Raw genomic sequence first — 16,913 nt, forward strand, 5'->3', positions numbered from 1 at the left:
TGATAACTGGTGATGTGAAATGCGTCGTTTGGCGAGCCGGAAGCTATTATGGCGAAGGATGACCGGCTATCCATGCGTCGAGCGCCGTCACTCCCTGCGTCACGATAGTTTTAATATCTATATCGCTAAGCGGTTGCAATTCCAGCTCCCGACAGGCTTCGGTTGCCTGCGTCATCCCCAGGCTGGCGCAGCCGCTTTTTAATTTATGCGCCAGCCGCTTAATGTTAACGTCGTCATTCATGGCGCGCGCCGCCTCGATCTCCTCGACTAAAGGCAGCGCGCTGTCTTTGAATAACGCGACCCATTGCCGGAGTTTTTCCGGGCCGACAGACGCCATATCGCCGGCAAGCTGATGTTCATTCAGCATCGCCCGCGCGTTGTGAGATTTGCCCTGTAAATAGTGCGCTATCATACGGTAAAGCTCCTCGCGGGGAACGGGCTTTTGAATAATCCCGCAGAAAAGACCGGCGGTACGCTGACGAAGATTATCGTCTATCACATGCGCGCTAAAACCAATGCGTTTCATGGCGGGATACTGACTCATCAACTGCTGCGCCAGGGTTAAGCCGTCATAATCCGGTAAATCAAAATCCACCAGCGCCACATCAAAGGACTCGCCTTCGGCTAAACAGCGTAGCGCGTCATTCGCGCTTTCAGCTACTGAGACCTTCACCCCTTTGCCCGTGAGCATTTCAGCGGTAATACGCTGCGTCAGCATATTATCTTCAATCAGCAACAGGCGTAATCCGTTAAGATTTACCGGTTCCCTGAACGCATTTTTGCTTGCGGGTTTGGGGTGGCGAACCCGCAGTTGTAAACGAAAACAACTGCCAACATGAAGCGTACTGGTGACGGTTAGCGTCCCGCCCATCGCTTCTGCCAGGCTGGCGCTGATAGCCAGCCCCAGGCCCGTCCCGCCCCGGCGTCCTGTCGCCTGCACAAACGGTTTGAAAATAGCCGTCAGCTTCGCTTCAGGAATACCGCATCCGGTATCTTCAACCTCAATAAACCAGCTCTGATCGTCGCAAAACGTGCGCAGCACTATGCTGCCGCGATCGGTAAATTTCGCCGCATTACTTAAAAGATTAATCACAATTTGACGTATCCGGCGCGGATCGCCTTGTAGCGTGGAGGGGAGTTGCTCGCTAAAGTCGGCGATGAGCGCCACCTGCACGCGGCTGTGCATTAAATGCAGCGCGCTATTCAACAATTGTCGCGGTTCAAACGGCTCCTCGCTAATAGAAACGTTGGTGCCGCCTACTTCAATCGCCGAGTAATCAAGAATATCGTTAAGAATCGCCAGTAGCGATTCGCCTGAATCATTAATGGCCTGTAAGTCGTCGCGGTAGTTTGCCATGAGCGGTTTATCGGCCAGCAATTGTACCGTACCGAGAATGCCGTAAAGCGGCGTGCGAATTTCATGGCTCATGGCGGCAAGGAACGTCGATTTCGCCTCGTTGGCCTTTTCCGCTTCGGCGCGCGCCTGCCGGTGTTCCAGCACCAGCGCATGAAGCTCCGCCGTTTGCGATCGCACCTGTTCCGCCAAATCCTCACGATGGCGGTTCAATTTGCGCACGTTGGCGCGAAACGCTTCCATCAGACGGCTGATGGTATCCAGTTCGCTGACGCCAGCCGCCTCCGGAAACGGTGAGTCAATATCGCCCTCCAGTAGCCGCTGTAAGGCCTGCGTTTGTTGCGCCAGCGGGCGGGATACGGAACGGTAAACCACTCGCCAAAGAATAAAACTTAATGAGCACAGCGCCAGGATACCTAAGATCACTAACCCTATTTGCCCACGCTGACTGGCGTGTGTAAGACGCGCTAACCCAGCCTCGTTTCGTTTTTCGATGGCATTCACCAACTGCGACACTTCCGTACTGAAGCGGGTAAACTGAAAGAGGTTATTGGCCATAAGCGTTTGAAGCTGGTCGCGGATGGCGTTTTCCTTACGAAACAGAGTAACCAGTGTGGTGTACTGATTTATTTTCTCCAGCGCGTCGGCGATTTGGGCGCGAACGGTAGGATCTTCTATACGCTGCTGGCGGCGGGATAAAATTTTAACCAACTGATTAAGTTTTTCATCGGTGTCCTCGGCATCGCTCAGCCCTTGCGCGTCTTTTAAGGTCACAATGAGCTGCTTAAACCGCAGGGCATTGACCCGCAACTCATTCATCTGATTCACATACTCGAGGTCGATATCAATCAATCGGTCAAGCGCGCGTTCAGCCTGGTCCCCTTTACCGCTTTCGATAAGATCGTAAATACCGGCCTGGGTGGCGCCCGCAGATGTCGCGGCATTATTGGCCTGACCGTGAGCCTGGGCGGCAATGCTTTCCGCTGCCTCCGCAATCTGGTGGCTTAACTGCTGTTGCTGTGCGCGCAGCGTGAGAATTTCACCGACCAGTGTTCCCTGTTGCCCAAGCGTTTGCGCAATCTCTTTTTCTTGCCGGGCGATGGCCGAGGTATTAAATCCCTGCTCGCTTAATGCCTGCAAAAGATGGTTAATTTTAAGGCTTTGCGCTTTCAGCATCTTCCCCTGCGCCAGCCAAACGCCCTCACTGTCGGCATTGGTCAGATTTTGCGCAGAAAAGAGCTCGTAAGCGCTGGCTTCGCTTAACTGCCTGGCCATATTCATCGTGGGGAGCAGCGCTTGCGTATTGGTTTGCTCCACCTGACTAATGACGCGCAGGCTTATCCAGCCGATCACGGTGCTGAGCAGGGTGAGTGCCGCCATCAGGGCGAAGGCCAGCCATAATCTGCGGGTCAGTGAAGGCGTTGACATTTATGCGCCGCGGGTGAAATGGGTTGAGTTGCCGCCGGAAAAACCATTAGGATAAAACCTTGTTGCTGGTGGGGCTATCATGCGCGCGCTTATTTCGTTCTTTTTTTTGATAATCATCGTCTCGAATGTAGAAACGGCGTCAGCCGAAACCGGACTGCTACACTGGACGCGCGCCGATCGGGCGATTCCCTGGCGGCAAACGTCAGTCAATGCGAGTAAACCCTGGAAACTGTGCGCATTATACCCCAGCCTGAAAGATTCTTACTGGTTGTCCGTCAACTACGGGATGCAAAAAGCGGCCAAATTGTATGGCGTTGATTTAAAAGTGCTGGAAGCGAATGGCTATCGGCAACTGGCGACGCAACAACAGCAAATGATGCAGTGCCGGGAGTGGGGCGCCGACGCTATTCTGCTTGGCAGCAGTACCGATCGTTTCCCGGAACTGGAACGGTATGCCGGTAATGTGCCGGTTATTGAACTGGTGAACATGATTCACGATGCCAGCGTCGCAACCCGCGTTGGTCTGCCGTGGTTTCAGATGGGGTATCTGCCGGGACGTTTCCTGGTGCAGTGGAGCAAAGGAAAAGCGCTTAACGTTTTACTCTTCCCGGGGCCGGAAGAAGCCGGCGGCAGTCAGGAGATGGTGGCGGGTTTTCGTCAGGCAATTAAAGGCAGCGCCATCAACATTGTGGATATCGCCTGGGGCGATAACGACATTGAAGTGCAACGAAACTTACTCCAGGAAATGCTGGAGCGCCATCCGGACGCCAATGTGGTCGCCGGGTCGGCGATAGCGGCGGAGGCGGCGATGGGCGAAGGGCGAAATTTGACGACTCCGCTCACGATCGTCTCATTTTATCTGACGCATCAGGTTTATCGCGGTTTAAAACGCGGCCATATCCTGATGGCGCTCAGCGATCAGATGGCCTGGCAGGGCGAATTAGCGATAACGCAGTCGATTAAGGTCTTACAGGGGCAACCGGTGCCTGAAAATATCAGCCCGCCGGTGCTTATTTTGACGCATAACAACGCCGACAGCGCGCGCGTTCGCCGTTCGCTATCGCCTCCGGGATTTCGGCCCGTCTATCTGTATCAATACACCTCCGAGGCTAAAAAGTAGCCTTCGCCATGCTGTGTGACCAGCAGTTCCGGCGTAATTTTATGACGTAAGCGGCGAACCAGGACATCAATCGTGCGGAGATCCGGAGTCTCTACGCGGCGGGCGGAAAGCATTCGCAGCAGGCGTTCGCGATGCAGCACTTTGCCTGGGTTGGTCACAAAGGCCAGCAGTAGCTCGTACTCCGCGCGCGTAAGCTTAATGGCTTCACCATTGTGCTCCAGCGTGTGATTCATCACGTTCAGGCAGTAACCGGAAAACATATAGCAGTTTTCACTGGCATTTTGCGGCGTGGGGCGGGCCAGATCGATGCGCCACAAAAGGTTTTTCACCCGCACTACCAGCTCGCGCAGTTCCAGCGGCTTGGTGACGTAGTCGTCCGCGCCCATCTCCAGCCCGACGATGCGGTCGATTTGGTCGCAACGCCCCGTCACCAGAATAATGCCCACCGTGGAGCGTTCGCGTAGCGCCCTGGTCAGCATCAACCCGTTTTCATCGGGGAGGTTGATATCCAGCAGGATCAGCGAAACGTGCTCATGCTCCATGATGTCGCGCAGGCCCGCGCCGCTGTCGGTCACCGAAACGCGATATCCCTCCTGCTCAAAATAGGCCTGTAATCTGGCCTGAGTAACAGGTTCATCCTCAACAATAACAATGTGATGTGACATCCTGCGCGCGGTCTCTTTCTGTTCATATCTGTTCATATATTGCCGTATCCCGTTCATCCTGACCAGTGACGCTGTTCATATTTGCGGAATAAGATCTGCGCATTAAACCATATAATTACAGGGGCTATTATGCGAAAACTCTGGAGAGCGCTACTCAGGCCAAGCGCCCGTTGGTCGATACTGGCGCTGGTCATTGTCGGGATTGTGATCGGCGTTGCGCTGATCGTGTTACCTCACGTCGGTATCAAACTGACCAGTACGACAGAGTTTTGCGTCAGCTGCCATAGTATGCAGCCGGTGTATCAGGAATATAAACAGTCTGTACATTTCCAGAACGCTTCCGGCGTACGCGCGGAATGCCACGATTGCCATATCCCCCCTGATATTCCAGGCATGGTGAAACGTAAGCTGGAAGCCAGCAACGATCTTTACCAGACATTTATCGCCCACTCGATTGATACCCCGGAAAAATTTGAAGCCAAACGTGCCGAGCTTGCCGAGCGTGAATGGGCGCGCATGAAAGAGAATAACTCCGCGACCTGTCGTTCCTGCCATAACTACGATGCGATGGATCACGCGAAACAGAACCCGGAAGCGGCGCGGCAAATGAAAATCGCCGCGAAAGAAAATCAGTCCTGTATCGACTGTCATAAAGGGATTGCCCACCAGCTACCGGATATGAGCAGCGGTTTCCGCAAACAGTTTGATGAACTGCGCGCCAGCGCCAGTACGCATAATGACGGCGATACGCTCTATTCGCTGGATATCAAGCCGATTTACGCCGCTAAAGGCGATAAAGAACCGGCAGGTTCGCTGTTACCTGCTTCTGAAGTGAAAGTTCTTAAACGGGACGGTGACTGGCTGCAAGTGCAAATCGAAGGCTGGGCGGAGACGGACGGTCGCCAGCGCGTGCTGACGCAGCTGCCCGGTAAACGTATTTTTGTCGCCTCGATTCGCGGCGATGTGCAACAGCATGTGAAAACGCTGGAAGAGACTACCGTCGCGGCGACCAATACTCAGTGGAGCAAATTACAGGCAACCGCGTGGATGCAGAAAGGCGACATGGTAAATGACATTAAACCGATTTGGGCCTATGCCGACTCCCTCTATAACGGCACCTGTAATCAGTGTCACGGCGCGCCGGACAAAGCGCACTTTGACGCTAACGGCTGGATCGGCACGCTCAACGGCATGATCGGTTTCACCAGTCTGGATAAGCGTGAAGAACGTACCTTGTTGAAATATCTCCAGATGAATGCGTCTGATACCACCAACACGCCGCACAGCGATAAGGGAGAACACAATGAAAAATAAGGACTCGTTACACGTCTCTCGTCGACGTTTTCTGGCGCAGCTTGGCGGTTTGACGGTGGCAGGAATGCTGGGGCCGTCACTGCTGACGCCCCGTAGCGCCCGCGCAGCGGATGCCGTTGCGCCAGGCGCCGCGACGAAAGAGGGTATCCTTACCGGCTCTCACTGGGGGGCGATTCGCGCCACGGTGGTTGACGGTCGATTTGTGGCGGCAAAACCGTTTGAACAGGATAAATACCCGTCCAAAATGATCGCCGGCCTGCCCGATCACGTCCACAACGCGGCGCGTATTCGCTATCCGATGGTGCGCGTCGACTGGATGCGCAAAGGTCATCAAAGCGACACCTCGCAGCGCGGCGATAATCGTTTTGTGCGCGTCTCCTGGGATGAAGCGCTGGATCTGTTCTATCAGGAACTGGAGCGGGTGCAAAAAACCTACGGGCCGAGCGCGCTACTGACGGCGAGCGGCTGGCAATCTACCGGCATGTTCCATAACGCCTCCGGGATGCTGGCGCGCGCGATTGCGCTACATGGCAATAGCGTCAGCACGGGAGGAGACTATTCGACCGGCGCGGCGCAGGTGATTCTGCCGCGCGTGGTGGGTTCAATGGAAGTGTACGAGCAGCAAACGTCATGGCCTCTGGTTTTACAGAACAGTAAAACGATTGTGCTATGGGGTTCTGATATGGTGAAAAACCAGCAGGCAAACTGGTGGTGCCCGGATCACGATGTCTATCAGTACTATGAACAATTAAAAGAGAAGGTTGCCAGCGGCGCTATCTCGGTCATCAGCATCGACCCGGTCGTCACCTCCACGCACGATTATCTGGGGCGCGATAAGGTCAAACATATCGCCATTAACCCGCAGACGGATGTCCCGTTACAACTGGCGCTGGCGCATACGCTGTACAGCGAGAAACTGTACGATAAAAATTTCCTCGATAACTACTGCGTCGGTTTTGACCAGTTCCTCCCCTATTTGCTGGGCGAAAAAGATGGACAGCCCAAAGATGCCGCCTGGGCGGAAAAACTGTGCGGTATTGACGCCGACACCATCCGCGCGTTGGCGCGGCAGATGGCGGGCGACAGAACGCAAATCATCGCTGGCTGGTGCGTACAACGTATGCAGCATGGCGAACAGTGGTCATGGATGGTCGTCGTGCTGGCGGCAATGCTGGGACAGATTGGTTTACCGGGCGGCGGCTTTGGTTTTGGCTGGCACTACAACGGCGCCGGGACGCCTGGCCGTAAAGGGATCATTTTAAGCGGCTTTTCCGGTTCGACGACCGTTCCGCCAGTACACGACAGCACGGATTACAAAGGCTACAGCAGCACCATTCCTATTGCGCGTTTTATGGATGCCATTCTTGAACCGGGCAAGGTCATTAACTGGAACGGCAAATCGGTTAAATTACCGCCGCTGAAGATGTGCGTGTTCGCCGGGACCAACCCGTTCCACCGACACCAACAAATTAACCGCATAATTGAAGGGTGGCGCAAGCTGGAAACGGTCATCGCTATTGATAACCAGTGGACGTCGACCTGCCGCTTTGCGGATATCGTTTTGCCGGCTACCACCCAATTTGAGCGTAACGACCTCGATCAGTTCGGCAATCACTCTAACCGCGGGATTATCGCCATGAAACAGGTGGTGTCGCCGCAGTTTGAAGCGCGTAACGACTTTGATATTTTCCGCGATCTCTGCCGACGCTTTAACCGTGAAGCGGCATTCACGGAAGGTCTTGATGAAATGGGCTGGCTGAAACGCATCTGGCAGGAAGGGAGCCAGCAGGGAAAAGGTCGCGGTATCCACTTACCGACTTTCGAGGTGTTCTGGAATCAACAGGAGTACATCGAGTTTGATCATCCGCAGATGTTTGTGCGCCATCAGGCTTTCCGTGAAGATCCGGACCTGGAGCCGTTGGGCACGCCAAGCGGTTTGATCGAGATTTACTCCAAAACGATCGCCGACATGCAATACGACGATTGTCAGGGCCATCCCATGTGGTTCGAAAAAATCGAACGCTCGCATGGCGGGCCGGGATCGCAGCGCTGGCCGCTGCACTTACAATCCGTCCACCCTGATTTCCGTCTGCATTCCCAACTGTGCGAGTCGGAAACGCTGCGTCAGCAATATGCCGTTGGCGGCAAGGAGCCGGTCTTTATTAACCCACAGGATGCCAGCGCGCGCGGGATCCGCAACGGTGACATTGTGCGGGTATTCAATGCACGCGGGCAGGTACTGGCGGGGGCGGTAGTTTCCGATCGCTATGCGCCGGGCGTGGCGCGAATTCATGAAGGCGCCTGGTACGATCCTGATAAAGGCGGCGATCTCAACGCGTTATGTAAGTACGGCAACCCTAACGTATTAACGCTGGATATCGGTACATCACAGCTCGCGCAGGCGACCAGCGCGCATACGACGCTGGTGGAAATTGAAAAATATACCGGCCCTATTGATAACGTCACGGCGTTTAACGGTCCGCTCGAGATGGTCGCGCAGTGTGAATATGTACCCGCATCGCAGGGGAATCCGCATGATTAAGCAGCCAGCGCTTGCTCAGGAACAGTACGCCTGCGTATATGCATGGCTGGCGTTACTCTTTTTCCGGGAAGTGGATGATGAAGGGTTAATACAATTACAGTCCGCGGAGATCGCGGACTGGCTGGCGCTGTTAAAGCGTCAGCCTGCGCTGGCGGCGTCGGTGGCGTTACTCGAACAAAAAATTGCCGCGCTTAGCCTGCGCCAGGATGCGCAGCTGGAGCTGGCCGCAGATTTTTGCGGATTGTTCCTGATGACGGATAAAAAATCGGCCTTGCCCTACGCCTCGCAATACCCGCAGCAGGAACCCGGCATGATTAAACATTTATTGCTTGAAGCCGGGATGGAAGTCAACGACGATTTTAAAGAGCCGGCCGACCACCTGGCGATTTATCTGGAATTACTCAGCCATTTACATTTTTCATTGGGTGAATCGTTCCAACAACGGAGAATGAATAAATTACGCCAGAAAACATTGTCGTCATTACTGGAATGGCTTCCGGAATTTACAAATAATTGCCTTAAGCATGATTCCTATGGTTTTTATGCTGCGTTAAGTCAATTATTGTTGGCTATCGTTCGTTTTGATGACGGAAAAGAGGATTTATCCATTGTTGCGGCTGAATAAACCCTGTGACGGGCATCGCAAAATAAATCTTACGATAGTCGGGGGTTATCATATCTATAGGTTTAGCCAATTGTAATTATTGATACCAATCAATATCCATGATGGGTTTGTATTTAGTATTGACGGGCCTCATGAGTAAAAAAATAAAATTTAATTAATCATGCCGCAATACCCCATAAGGATAGTGATATGAAAAAAATTACCCTCTATGCGACAACGGTTATCACCGTTGGGCTGTTATGTTATTTAGGTTTGTCCGGGTATGTATGGTATTACGACAAACAGCGCAGTAAAAAAAGCGATGTGCAGGCCTCGGTTGTGGGTGAAAATAATAAAATACTGGGTTATTTCAGGGAGAAAGGATGTGATTATTGTCATACGCCTTCCGCTGAATTACCTTTTTATTCCTCTTTTCCGGTGGCAAAGCAGCTAATGGATTACGATATCCAGCTTGGCTACAAATCGTTTAATCTGGAGGCGGTACGGGCCGCCCTGATTGCGGATACGCCGGTGCCGCAAAGCGAACTGAATAAAATTGAATGGGTTATGCAACATCAGACTATGCCGCCAACCCGCTATGTCGCGCTGCACTGGGCGGGGGGCGTCAGCGATAAAGAGCGTGCTGACATCCTGAACTGGATAGCCGATCAGCGTGAGCGCAACTATGCCAGCGCTGATACCGACCCCGCGCACCGGAATGAACCCGTTCAGCCTATTCCGCGCAATATTCCCGTCGATGCGAAAAAAGTCGACTTAGGTTTCCGTCTTTATCATGATGAACGTTTATCCGGCGACAGCACAATATCCTGTGCGCATTGTCACGCGTTAAATGCGGGCGGTGTCGATGGCAGAAAAACCTCAATTGGCGTTGGCGGCGCGGTAGGGCCAATAAATGCGCCAACGGTATTCAACTCCGTATTTAATATCGAACAATTTTGGGATGGCCGTGCTGCAACCCTGCAGGAGCAAGCAGGTGGACCGCCGTTAAATCCTATTGAAATGGCTTCTAAATCCTGGGATGAAATTATTAGCAAGCTTGATAAAGATCCTGTCCTGAAAAAAGATTTCCAGGCGGTTTATCCGCAAGGATTTACCGGGGAAAATATTACTGATGCGATCGCCGAATTCGAAAAAACGTTGATAACGCCGGATTCCGCCTTTGATAAATGGCTACGTGGAGATGAAAATGCGCTGACCGCGCAACAGAAACACGGTTATCAATTATTTAAAGAGAATAAATGTGCAACCTGTCACGGCGGTATCATTTTAGGCGGGCGCTCTTTTGAACCATTGGGATTAAAGCGAGACTTTAATTTTGGCGAAATTACCGCAGCGGATATTGGTCGTATGAACGTCACCAAAGAGGTTCGCGATAAATTACGGCAAAAAGTCCCAGGCTTACGCAACGTCGCGTTAACAGCGCCTTATTTCCATCGGGGCGACGTACCGACGCTGGATGGCGCGGTAAAACTGATGCTGCGTTACCAGGTTGGCACCGATCTGCCGCAAAACGATATTGACGATATCGTCGCCTTCCTGGAAAGCCTGACCGGTGTTTATACGCCATATCAACCTGAATATGCGCAATGACAATGATGCTTGAAGCCAGAGATCTGCACTGCGAGCGGGACGAGAGGACGCTGTTTCGCGGACTGTCGTTCACCGTGGACGCCGGGGAGTGGGTGCAGGTCACCGGCGGCAACGGCGCCGGAAAAACCACCCTGCTGCGCCTGCTGACCGGGCTGGCGCGCCCGGACGGCGGCGAGGTGTACTGGCAGGGCGAACCCCTGCGCCGCGTGCGCGACAGCTTCCATCGCAGCCTGCTGTGGATAGGGCACCAGCCGGGGATAAAAACCCGCCTGACGGCGCGGGAGAACCTGCACTTTTTCCACCCCGGCGACGGCGCGCGTCTCCCGGAGGCGCTGGCGCAGGCCGGGCTGGCGGGATTTGAGGACGTGCCGGTCGCCCGGCTCTCGGCCGGGCAGCAGCGCCGGGTGGCGCTGGCCCGCCTGTGGCTGACCCGCGCCGCGCTGTGGGTGCTCGACGAGCCGTTCACCGCCATTGACGTTAACGGCGTGGCGCGCCTCACCCGGCGGATGGCGGCGCACACGGCGCAGGGCGGGATGGTCATTCTCACCACCCACCAGCCGCTGCCGGGGGCCGCGGACACCGTCCGCCGTCTGGCGCTGACCGGCGGGGGGGCAGGGCTGTGATGTGGCGTGTCTTCTGTCTCGAACTGCGCGTGGCGTTCCGCCACGGCGCGGACATCGCCGGCCCGCTGTGGTTCTTCCTGATGGTCATCACCCTGTTTCCGTTAAGCGTCGGGCCGCAGCCGCAGCTGCTGGCGCGTATCGCGCCGGGCATCATCCAGGTGGCGGCGCTGCTGGCCTCGCTGCTGGCGCTGGAGCGGCTGTTTCGCGACGACCTGCAGGACGGCAGCCTGGAGCAGCTGATGCTGCTGCCGGTGCCGCTGCCGGCGGTGGTGCTGGCGAAGGTGCTGGCCCACTGGGCGGTGACCGGCCTGCCGCTGATTATGCTCTCCCCGCTGGTGGCGCTGCTGCTGGGGATGGACGTGTACGGCTGGAAAATCATGGCGCTGACGCTGCTGCTCGGCACGCCGGCGCTGGGGTTTCTCGCCGCGCCGGGCGTCGGGCTGACGGCCGGGCTGCGGCGCGGCGGCGTCCTGCTGGGCATTCTGGTGCTGCCGCTGAGTGTCCCGGTGCTGATTTTCGCCGCCGCGGCGATGGACGCGGCATCGATGCATTTACCCGCTGACGGCTATCTGGCGGTGCTGGGGGCGCTGCTGGCGGGCAGCGCGACGTTAAGCCCCTTCGCCACCGCGGCGGCGCTGCGCCTCAGCGTGCAGTAGCGCCCCGGCGCGACGGACATTTTACTGGTTTCAGGAGGTCAGGTGACGACTATGTGGAAAACCCTTCATCAGCTGGCGGCGCCGCCCCGGCTGTATCAGATTTGCGGCAGGCTCGTGCCGTGGCTGGCGGCAGCCGGCATCATCGCGCTGGCCACGGGCTGGGTCCGGGGCTTTGGTTTCGCCCCGGCGGACTACCAGCAGGGGGAGGGCTACCGCATTATGTACCTGCATGTCCCGGCGGCCATCTGGTCGATGGGTATCTATGCGGCGATGGCGGTGGCGGCGTTTACCGGGCTGGTCTGGCAGATGAAAATGGCCACCCTTGCCGTCGCGGCGATGGCGCCGGTGGGGGCGGTGTACACCTTCATCGCGCTGGTCACCGGCGCGGCGTGGGGCAAACCGATGTGGGGCACCTGGTGGGTGTGGGACGCGCGCCTGACCTCGGAGCTGGTGCTGCTGTTTCTCTACGCCGGGGTCATCGCCCTGTGGCACGCCTTTGACGACCGTAAAATGGCCGGGCGCGCGGCGGGCATTCTGGTGCTGGTCGGCGTGGTGAACCTGCCTGTCATTCATTACTCCGTTGAGTGGTGGAACACCCTGCACCAGGGCTCGACGCGGATGCAGCAGAGCATCGACCCGGCGATGCGCTCGCCGCTGCGCTGGGCCATCGCCGGCTACCTGCTGCTTTTTATGACGCTTTCGCTGATGCGGATGCGCAACCTGATTTTACTGATGGAAAAACGCCGCCCGTGGGTGAGCGAACTGATACTGAAAAGGGGGCACCGGTGAGTCCGGCATTTTCATCGTGGAGCGATTTTTTCGCCATGGGCGGGTACGCCTTTTTTGTCTGGCTGGCGGTGGCGATGACCGTGGCGCCGCTGGCGCTGCTGGCGCTGCACACGGTGCTGCAGCGCCGGGCCATTCTGCGCAGCGTGGCGCAGCAGCAGGCGCGCGAGGCGCGGATGCGTGCCGCACAGGCGCAACAGGAGGCCGCGTGAACCTGCGACGTAAAAACCGGTTACGGGTGGTCTGCGCGGTGCTGGCGGGCCTGGCGCTGACCACCGCCCTGGTCCTGTACGCGCTGCGCGCGAATATCGACCTGTTCTATACCCCCGGCGAAATTCTCTACGGCAAGCGCGAGACGCAGCAGCTGCCGGCGGCGGGCCAGCGTCTGCGCGTCGGCGGGATGGTGATGCCCGGCAGCGTCAGGCGCGACCCGGACTCGCTGAAGGTGAACTTCAGCCTCTACGACGCCGAAGGGTCGGTGACGGTGAGCTATGAGGGGATACTGCCGGACCTGTTCCGCGAGGGGCAGGGGGTGGTGGTGCAGGGCACCCTGGAGAAGGGCAACCACGTCCTGGCGCACGAGGTGCTGGCCAAGCATGACGAGAACTACACCCCGCCGGAAGTGGAAAAGGCGATGCAGGAAAACCACCGCCGCCCGCAACGCGCTGATAAGGACACCTCATCATGATGCCTGAATACGGCCACGCGCTGCTGTGCCTGGCGCTCGGCGTGGCGCTGCTGCTGTCCGTTTACCCGCTGTGGGGCGTGGCGCGCGGCGACGCGCGGATGATGGCGTCGGCCGGGGTGTTCGCCTGGCTGCTGTTCATCTGCGTGGCGGGCGCGTTTTTCGTGCTGGTGCACGCCTTTGTGGTTAACGACTTCACCGTGGCCTATGTCGCCGGCAACTCGAACACGCAGCTGCCGGTGTGGTACCGGGTGGCCGCCACCTGGGGGGCGCACGAGGGCTCGCTGCTGCTGTGGGTGCTGCTGATGAGCGGCTGGACCCTGGCGGTGGCGGTGTTCAGCCGGCAGGTGCCGGCGGATATCGTCGCCCGGGTGCTGGCGGTGATGGGGATGGTCTGCGCCGGTTTTCTGGCGTTCATCCTGTTCACCTCCGGCCCGTTCGCCCGCACGCTGCCGGCCTTTCCGGTGGAGGGGCGCGACCTGAATCCGCTGCTGCAGGACCCGGGGCTGATTTTCCACCCGCCGCTGCTGTACATGGGCTATGTCGGCTTCTCGGTGGCCTTCGCCTTCGCCATCGCCGCGCTGCTGAGCGGGCGTCTGGACAGCGCGTTCACCCGTTTTGCCCGCCCGTGGACGCTGGCGGCGTGGGTGTTCCTGACGCTGGGCATCGTGCTCGGCTCGGCGTGGGCCTACTACGAGCTGGGCTGGGGCGGCTGGTGGTTCTGGGACCCGGTGGAGAACGCCTCCTTTATGCCGTGGCTGGCGGGCACCGCCCTGCTGCACTCGCTGGCGGTCACGGAACAGCGCGCCGGCTTCAAGGCGTGGACGCTGCTGCTGTCCATCTGCGCCTTCTCGCTGTGCCTGCTGGGCACCTTCCTGGTGCGCTCCGGGGTGCTGGTGTCGGTGCACGCCTTCGCCTCCGACCCGGCGCGCGGAATGTTTATCCTCGCCTTTATGGTGCTGGTCACCGGCGGCTCGCTGCTGCTGTTCGCCGTGCGCGGGCACAGGGTGCGTTCGCGGGTGAACAACACGCTGTGGTCGCGCGAGTCGCTGCTGCTCGGCAACAACGTCCTGCTGATGGCCGCCATGCTGGTGGTGCTGCTGGGCACCCTGCTGCCGCTGGTGCACAAACAGCTGGGGCTGGGCAGCATTTCGGTGGGGGAGCCGTTCTTTAACACCATGTTCACCTGGCTGATGGTCCCCTTTGCCCTGCTGCTGGGGGTGGGGCCTTTAGTGCGCTGGGGCCGGGACCGGCCACGTAACATCAGGAAACTGCTGCTCACCGCCCTGGTCTCCACCCTGGTGCTGTCGGTACTTTTGCCATGGCTGCTGGAAGATAAAATCATCGCCATGACGGCGGTGGGGATGGCGATGGCCTGCTGGATTGCGGTGCTGGCGGTGGCCGAAGCCGTACAGCGCGTGTCCCGCGGCACGAAAACCTCTCTCAGCTACTGGGGAATGGTGGCGGCGCACCTCGGGCTGGCGGTGACGATTACCGGCATCGCCTTCAGCCAGAATTACAGCGTGGAGCGTGACGTGCGGATGCGGGCGGGCGACAGCGTGACCATTCACGACTACCGCTTCACCTTCCGGGAGGTGCGGGACATCACCGGCCCCAACTACCGCGGCGGGGTGGCCCTCATCGGGGTGACGCGCCACGGCGAGCCGGAGGCGGTGCTGCACGCGGAGAAACGGCTCTACAACACCAGCCGGATGGTGATGACCGAGGCGGCGATTGACGGCGGGCTGACCCGCGACCTGTACGCCGCGCTCGGGGAGGAGCTGGACAACGGCGCGTGGGCCGTGCGCCTGTACTACAAACCGTTTGTCCGCTGGATATGGGCCGGGGGACTGCTGATGGCGCTGGGCGGACTGCTGTGCCTGGCGGACCCGCGCTACCGCCGCCGTAAACCATTGCCGGAGGCCGGATGAAACGCAACGTACTGTTATTACCGCTGCTGATTTTTCTGCTGATTGCCGCGGCGCTGCTGTGGCAGCTGGCGCGCAACGCGCAGGGGGATGACCCGACGAATCTCGAATCGGCACTGACCGGAAAGCCGGTGCCGGCGTTCCGCCTGGAATCGCTGGAGACGCCGGGTCAGTACTATCAGGCGGAGGTGCTGACGCAGGGGAAACCGGTGCTGCTTAACGTCTGGGCCACCTGGTGCCCGACCTGCCGCGCCGAGCATCAGTACCTGAACCAGCTTTCTGCGCAGGGTATCCGGGTGGTGGGGCTGAACTATAAGGACGACCGGGCGAAGGCGGTGGCCTGGTTAAAAGAACTGGGCAACCCGTATGCGCTGAGTTTATCGGACAGCGACGGGATGCTGGGGCTGGACCTGGGCGTGTACGGCGCGCCGGAAACCTTCCTCATCGACGGCAACGGGATTATCCGCTACCGCCATGCGGGCGATTTGAATGCCCGGGTATGGGAAAGTGAACTGAAACCGCTGTGGGACAGATACAGCCGGGAGGCGGCGCAATGAGACTGTTACCGGGCATGGTGATGCTGATGCTGGCGCTGGTTATCTCCGGGTCAGCGCGGGCAACCACCGACGTGATGCCGTTTAAAGATGAAGCGCAGGAGCAGCAGTTCCGCCAGCTCACGGAGCAGCTGCGCTGCCCGAAATGCCAGAACAACAGCATTGCGGACTCGAACGCGATGATAGCCACCGACATGCGCCGCAGGGTGTATGACCTGATGCAGGAGGGGAAGAGCCGCCAGGAAATCATCGATTACATGGTGGCGCGCTACGGCAACTTTGTCACCTACGACCCGCCGCTGACCCCGCTGACGGTGCTGCTGTGGGTGCTGCCGCTGGCCGCCATCGTGGCGGGCGGGTGGATAATCGTCGCCCGCACGCGCCGGCGGGTGCGTATCAGACAGGACGTCCTGGCTGACGCCATTCCGGCGGCGGGACCGCGCGCAGGGGTGGGGGTGTATCTTCCGGGCGTGGTTATGGCGCTGGTCGTGGCCGCCATCAGTTACTCACAGACCGGCAGCTATCCGCAGGTGAGGGCCTGGCAGCAGGCGACGGCGCAGACGCCGGGGCTGCTGGCGCGGGCGCTGGACCCGCAGGCGCAGCCGCTGAATGAGGAGGAGATGGCGCGGCTGGCGCTGGGGCTGCGCACCCGCCTGCAGAATGATGCCGGCAATGTTGAGGGCTGGCTCATGCTGGGGCGCACCGGTATGGTACTGGGTAATGCCGGTACCGCCACCGGGGCGTATGCGAACGCTTACCGCCTGGACCCGGAAAACCGCGATGCGGCGCTGGGCTACGCGGAGGCGCTGACGCGCTCGTCCGACCCGGAGGATAACCGCCGCGGCGGGGAGCTGCTGCGCCGGCTGGTGAGCCGCGACCACACGGATATCCGGGTGTTAAGCCTGTATGCGTTCAGCGCCTTTGAGCAGCAGCGCTTTGGCGAGGCGGTGGCGGCCTGGGAGATGATGCTGAAGCTGCTGCCGGCGGGTGACGCCCGGCGGGCGGTGATAGAGCGCAGTATCCGGCTGGCGCAGGAGAAATAA

General features: G+C 58.4%; 15 protein-coding genes. 13 read left to right on the top strand and 2 right to left on the bottom strand.

Annotated features, from left to right (window positions below; all coding sequences use genetic code 11):
* Window positions 1-46 precede the first annotated feature (46 nt).
* Window positions 47-2,782, bottom strand: coding sequence for a TMAO reductase system sensor histidine kinase/response regulator TorS (gene torS / locus ABVN36_RS21500; RefSeq protein ID WP_023138226.1), 2,736 nt, complete (start codon window positions 2,780-2,782; stop codon window positions 47-49).
* Window positions 2,783-2,861: 79 nt separating this feature from the next.
* Here torS and torT point away from each other — a divergent pair, with 79 nt between their 5' ends.
* Window positions 2,862-3,902: a TMAO reductase system periplasmic protein TorT gene (gene torT / locus ABVN36_RS21505; protein WP_001202038.1), complete on the top strand. Its 1,041-nt coding sequence runs from the start codon at window positions 2,862-2,864 to the stop codon at window positions 3,900-3,902.
* On the opposite strand, the gene torR is transcribed toward torT, so the two are convergent.
* Window positions 3,875-4,567, bottom strand: a complete 693-nt coding sequence (torR, locus tag ABVN36_RS21510; protein ID WP_001562512.1) for a two-component system response regulator TorR — start codon at window positions 4,565-4,567, stop codon at window positions 3,875-3,877. The two genes, torT and torR, sit on opposite strands and share 28 nt — an antisense overlap.
* Window positions 4,568-4,696: 129 nt before the next feature.
* On the opposite strand from torR, the gene torC reads away from it, so the two are divergent.
* From torC to ABVN36_RS21570, 12 genes are all read left to right on the top strand, one after another.
* Window positions 4,697-5,881, top strand: a complete 1,185-nt coding sequence (gene torC / locus ABVN36_RS21515; protein ID WP_023138225.1) for a pentaheme c-type cytochrome TorC — start codon at window positions 4,697-4,699, stop codon at window positions 5,879-5,881.
* Window positions 5,871-8,423 (top strand): trimethylamine-N-oxide reductase TorA, encoded by a 2,553-nt coding sequence (torA, locus tag ABVN36_RS21520; RefSeq protein ID WP_023138224.1) that lies wholly within the window; start codon window positions 5,871-5,873, stop codon window positions 8,421-8,423. The genes torC and torA overlap by 11 nt, the downstream gene beginning before the upstream one ends.
* Window positions 8,416-9,048: a molecular chaperone TorD gene (torD, locus tag ABVN36_RS21525; protein ID WP_000595418.1), complete on the top strand. Its 633-nt coding sequence runs from the start codon at window positions 8,416-8,418 to the stop codon at window positions 9,046-9,048. The genes torA and torD overlap by 8 nt, the downstream gene beginning before the upstream one ends.
* 189 nt (window positions 9,049-9,237) lie before the next feature.
* Window positions 9,238-10,638, top strand: a complete 1,401-nt coding sequence (locus ABVN36_RS21530) for a cytochrome-c peroxidase (RefSeq protein ID WP_023138223.1) — start codon at window positions 9,238-9,240, stop codon at window positions 10,636-10,638.
* A 5-nt stretch (window positions 10,639-10,643) separates the two neighbouring features.
* Window positions 10,644-11,261, top strand: a complete 618-nt coding sequence (ccmA, locus tag ABVN36_RS21535) for a cytochrome c biogenesis heme-transporting ATPase CcmA (RefSeq protein ID WP_064441833.1) — start codon at window positions 10,644-10,646, stop codon at window positions 11,259-11,261.
* A complete protein-coding gene (gene ccmB / locus ABVN36_RS21540) occupies window positions 11,258-11,917 on the top strand; it encodes a heme exporter protein CcmB (RefSeq protein WP_000990033.1) in 660 nt (219 codons plus the stop codon). Before ccmA ends, ccmB begins: the two co-directional genes overlap by 4 nt.
* A gap of 51 nt (window positions 11,918-11,968) precedes the next feature.
* Window positions 11,969-12,706 carry a heme ABC transporter permease gene (locus tag ABVN36_RS21545; protein WP_023228369.1) on the top strand — a complete coding sequence of 246 codons (738 nt, stop codon included), beginning with the start codon at window positions 11,969-11,971 and terminating at the stop codon, window positions 12,704-12,706.
* The gene (gene ccmD, locus ABVN36_RS21550) at window positions 12,703-12,915 is read left to right on the top strand and encodes a heme exporter protein CcmD (protein WP_023139030.1); all 213 of its coding nucleotides are present in this window, start codon (window positions 12,703-12,705) and stop codon (window positions 12,913-12,915) included. Before ABVN36_RS21545 ends, ccmD begins: the two co-directional genes overlap by 4 nt.
* On the top strand, window positions 12,912-13,391 hold the full coding sequence (ccmE, locus tag ABVN36_RS21555) for a cytochrome c maturation protein CcmE (protein ID WP_023139029.1): 480 nt from the start codon (window positions 12,912-12,914) through the stop codon (window positions 13,389-13,391). The genes ccmD and ccmE overlap by 4 nt, the downstream gene beginning before the upstream one ends.
* Window positions 13,388-15,319 (top strand): heme lyase CcmF/NrfE family subunit, encoded by a 1,932-nt coding sequence (locus tag ABVN36_RS21560; protein WP_023215043.1) that lies wholly within the window; start codon window positions 13,388-13,390, stop codon window positions 15,317-15,319. The genes ccmE and ABVN36_RS21560 overlap by 4 nt, the downstream gene beginning before the upstream one ends.
* The gene (gene dsbE / locus ABVN36_RS21565) at window positions 15,316-15,873 is read left to right on the top strand and encodes a thiol:disulfide interchange protein DsbE (RefSeq protein WP_000828295.1); all 558 of its coding nucleotides are present in this window, start codon (window positions 15,316-15,318) and stop codon (window positions 15,871-15,873) included. The genes ABVN36_RS21560 and dsbE overlap by 4 nt, the downstream gene beginning before the upstream one ends.
* Window positions 15,870-16,913, top strand: coding sequence for a cytochrome c-type biogenesis protein CcmH (locus tag ABVN36_RS21570; RefSeq protein WP_079917296.1), 1,044 nt, complete (start codon window positions 15,870-15,872; stop codon window positions 16,911-16,913). Before dsbE ends, ABVN36_RS21570 begins: the two co-directional genes overlap by 4 nt.

The sequence above is a fragment of the Salmonella sp. SJTUF15581 genome, assembly GCF_043356775.1.
GTDB lineage: Bacteria > Pseudomonadota > Gammaproteobacteria > Enterobacterales > Enterobacteriaceae > Salmonella > Salmonella enterica.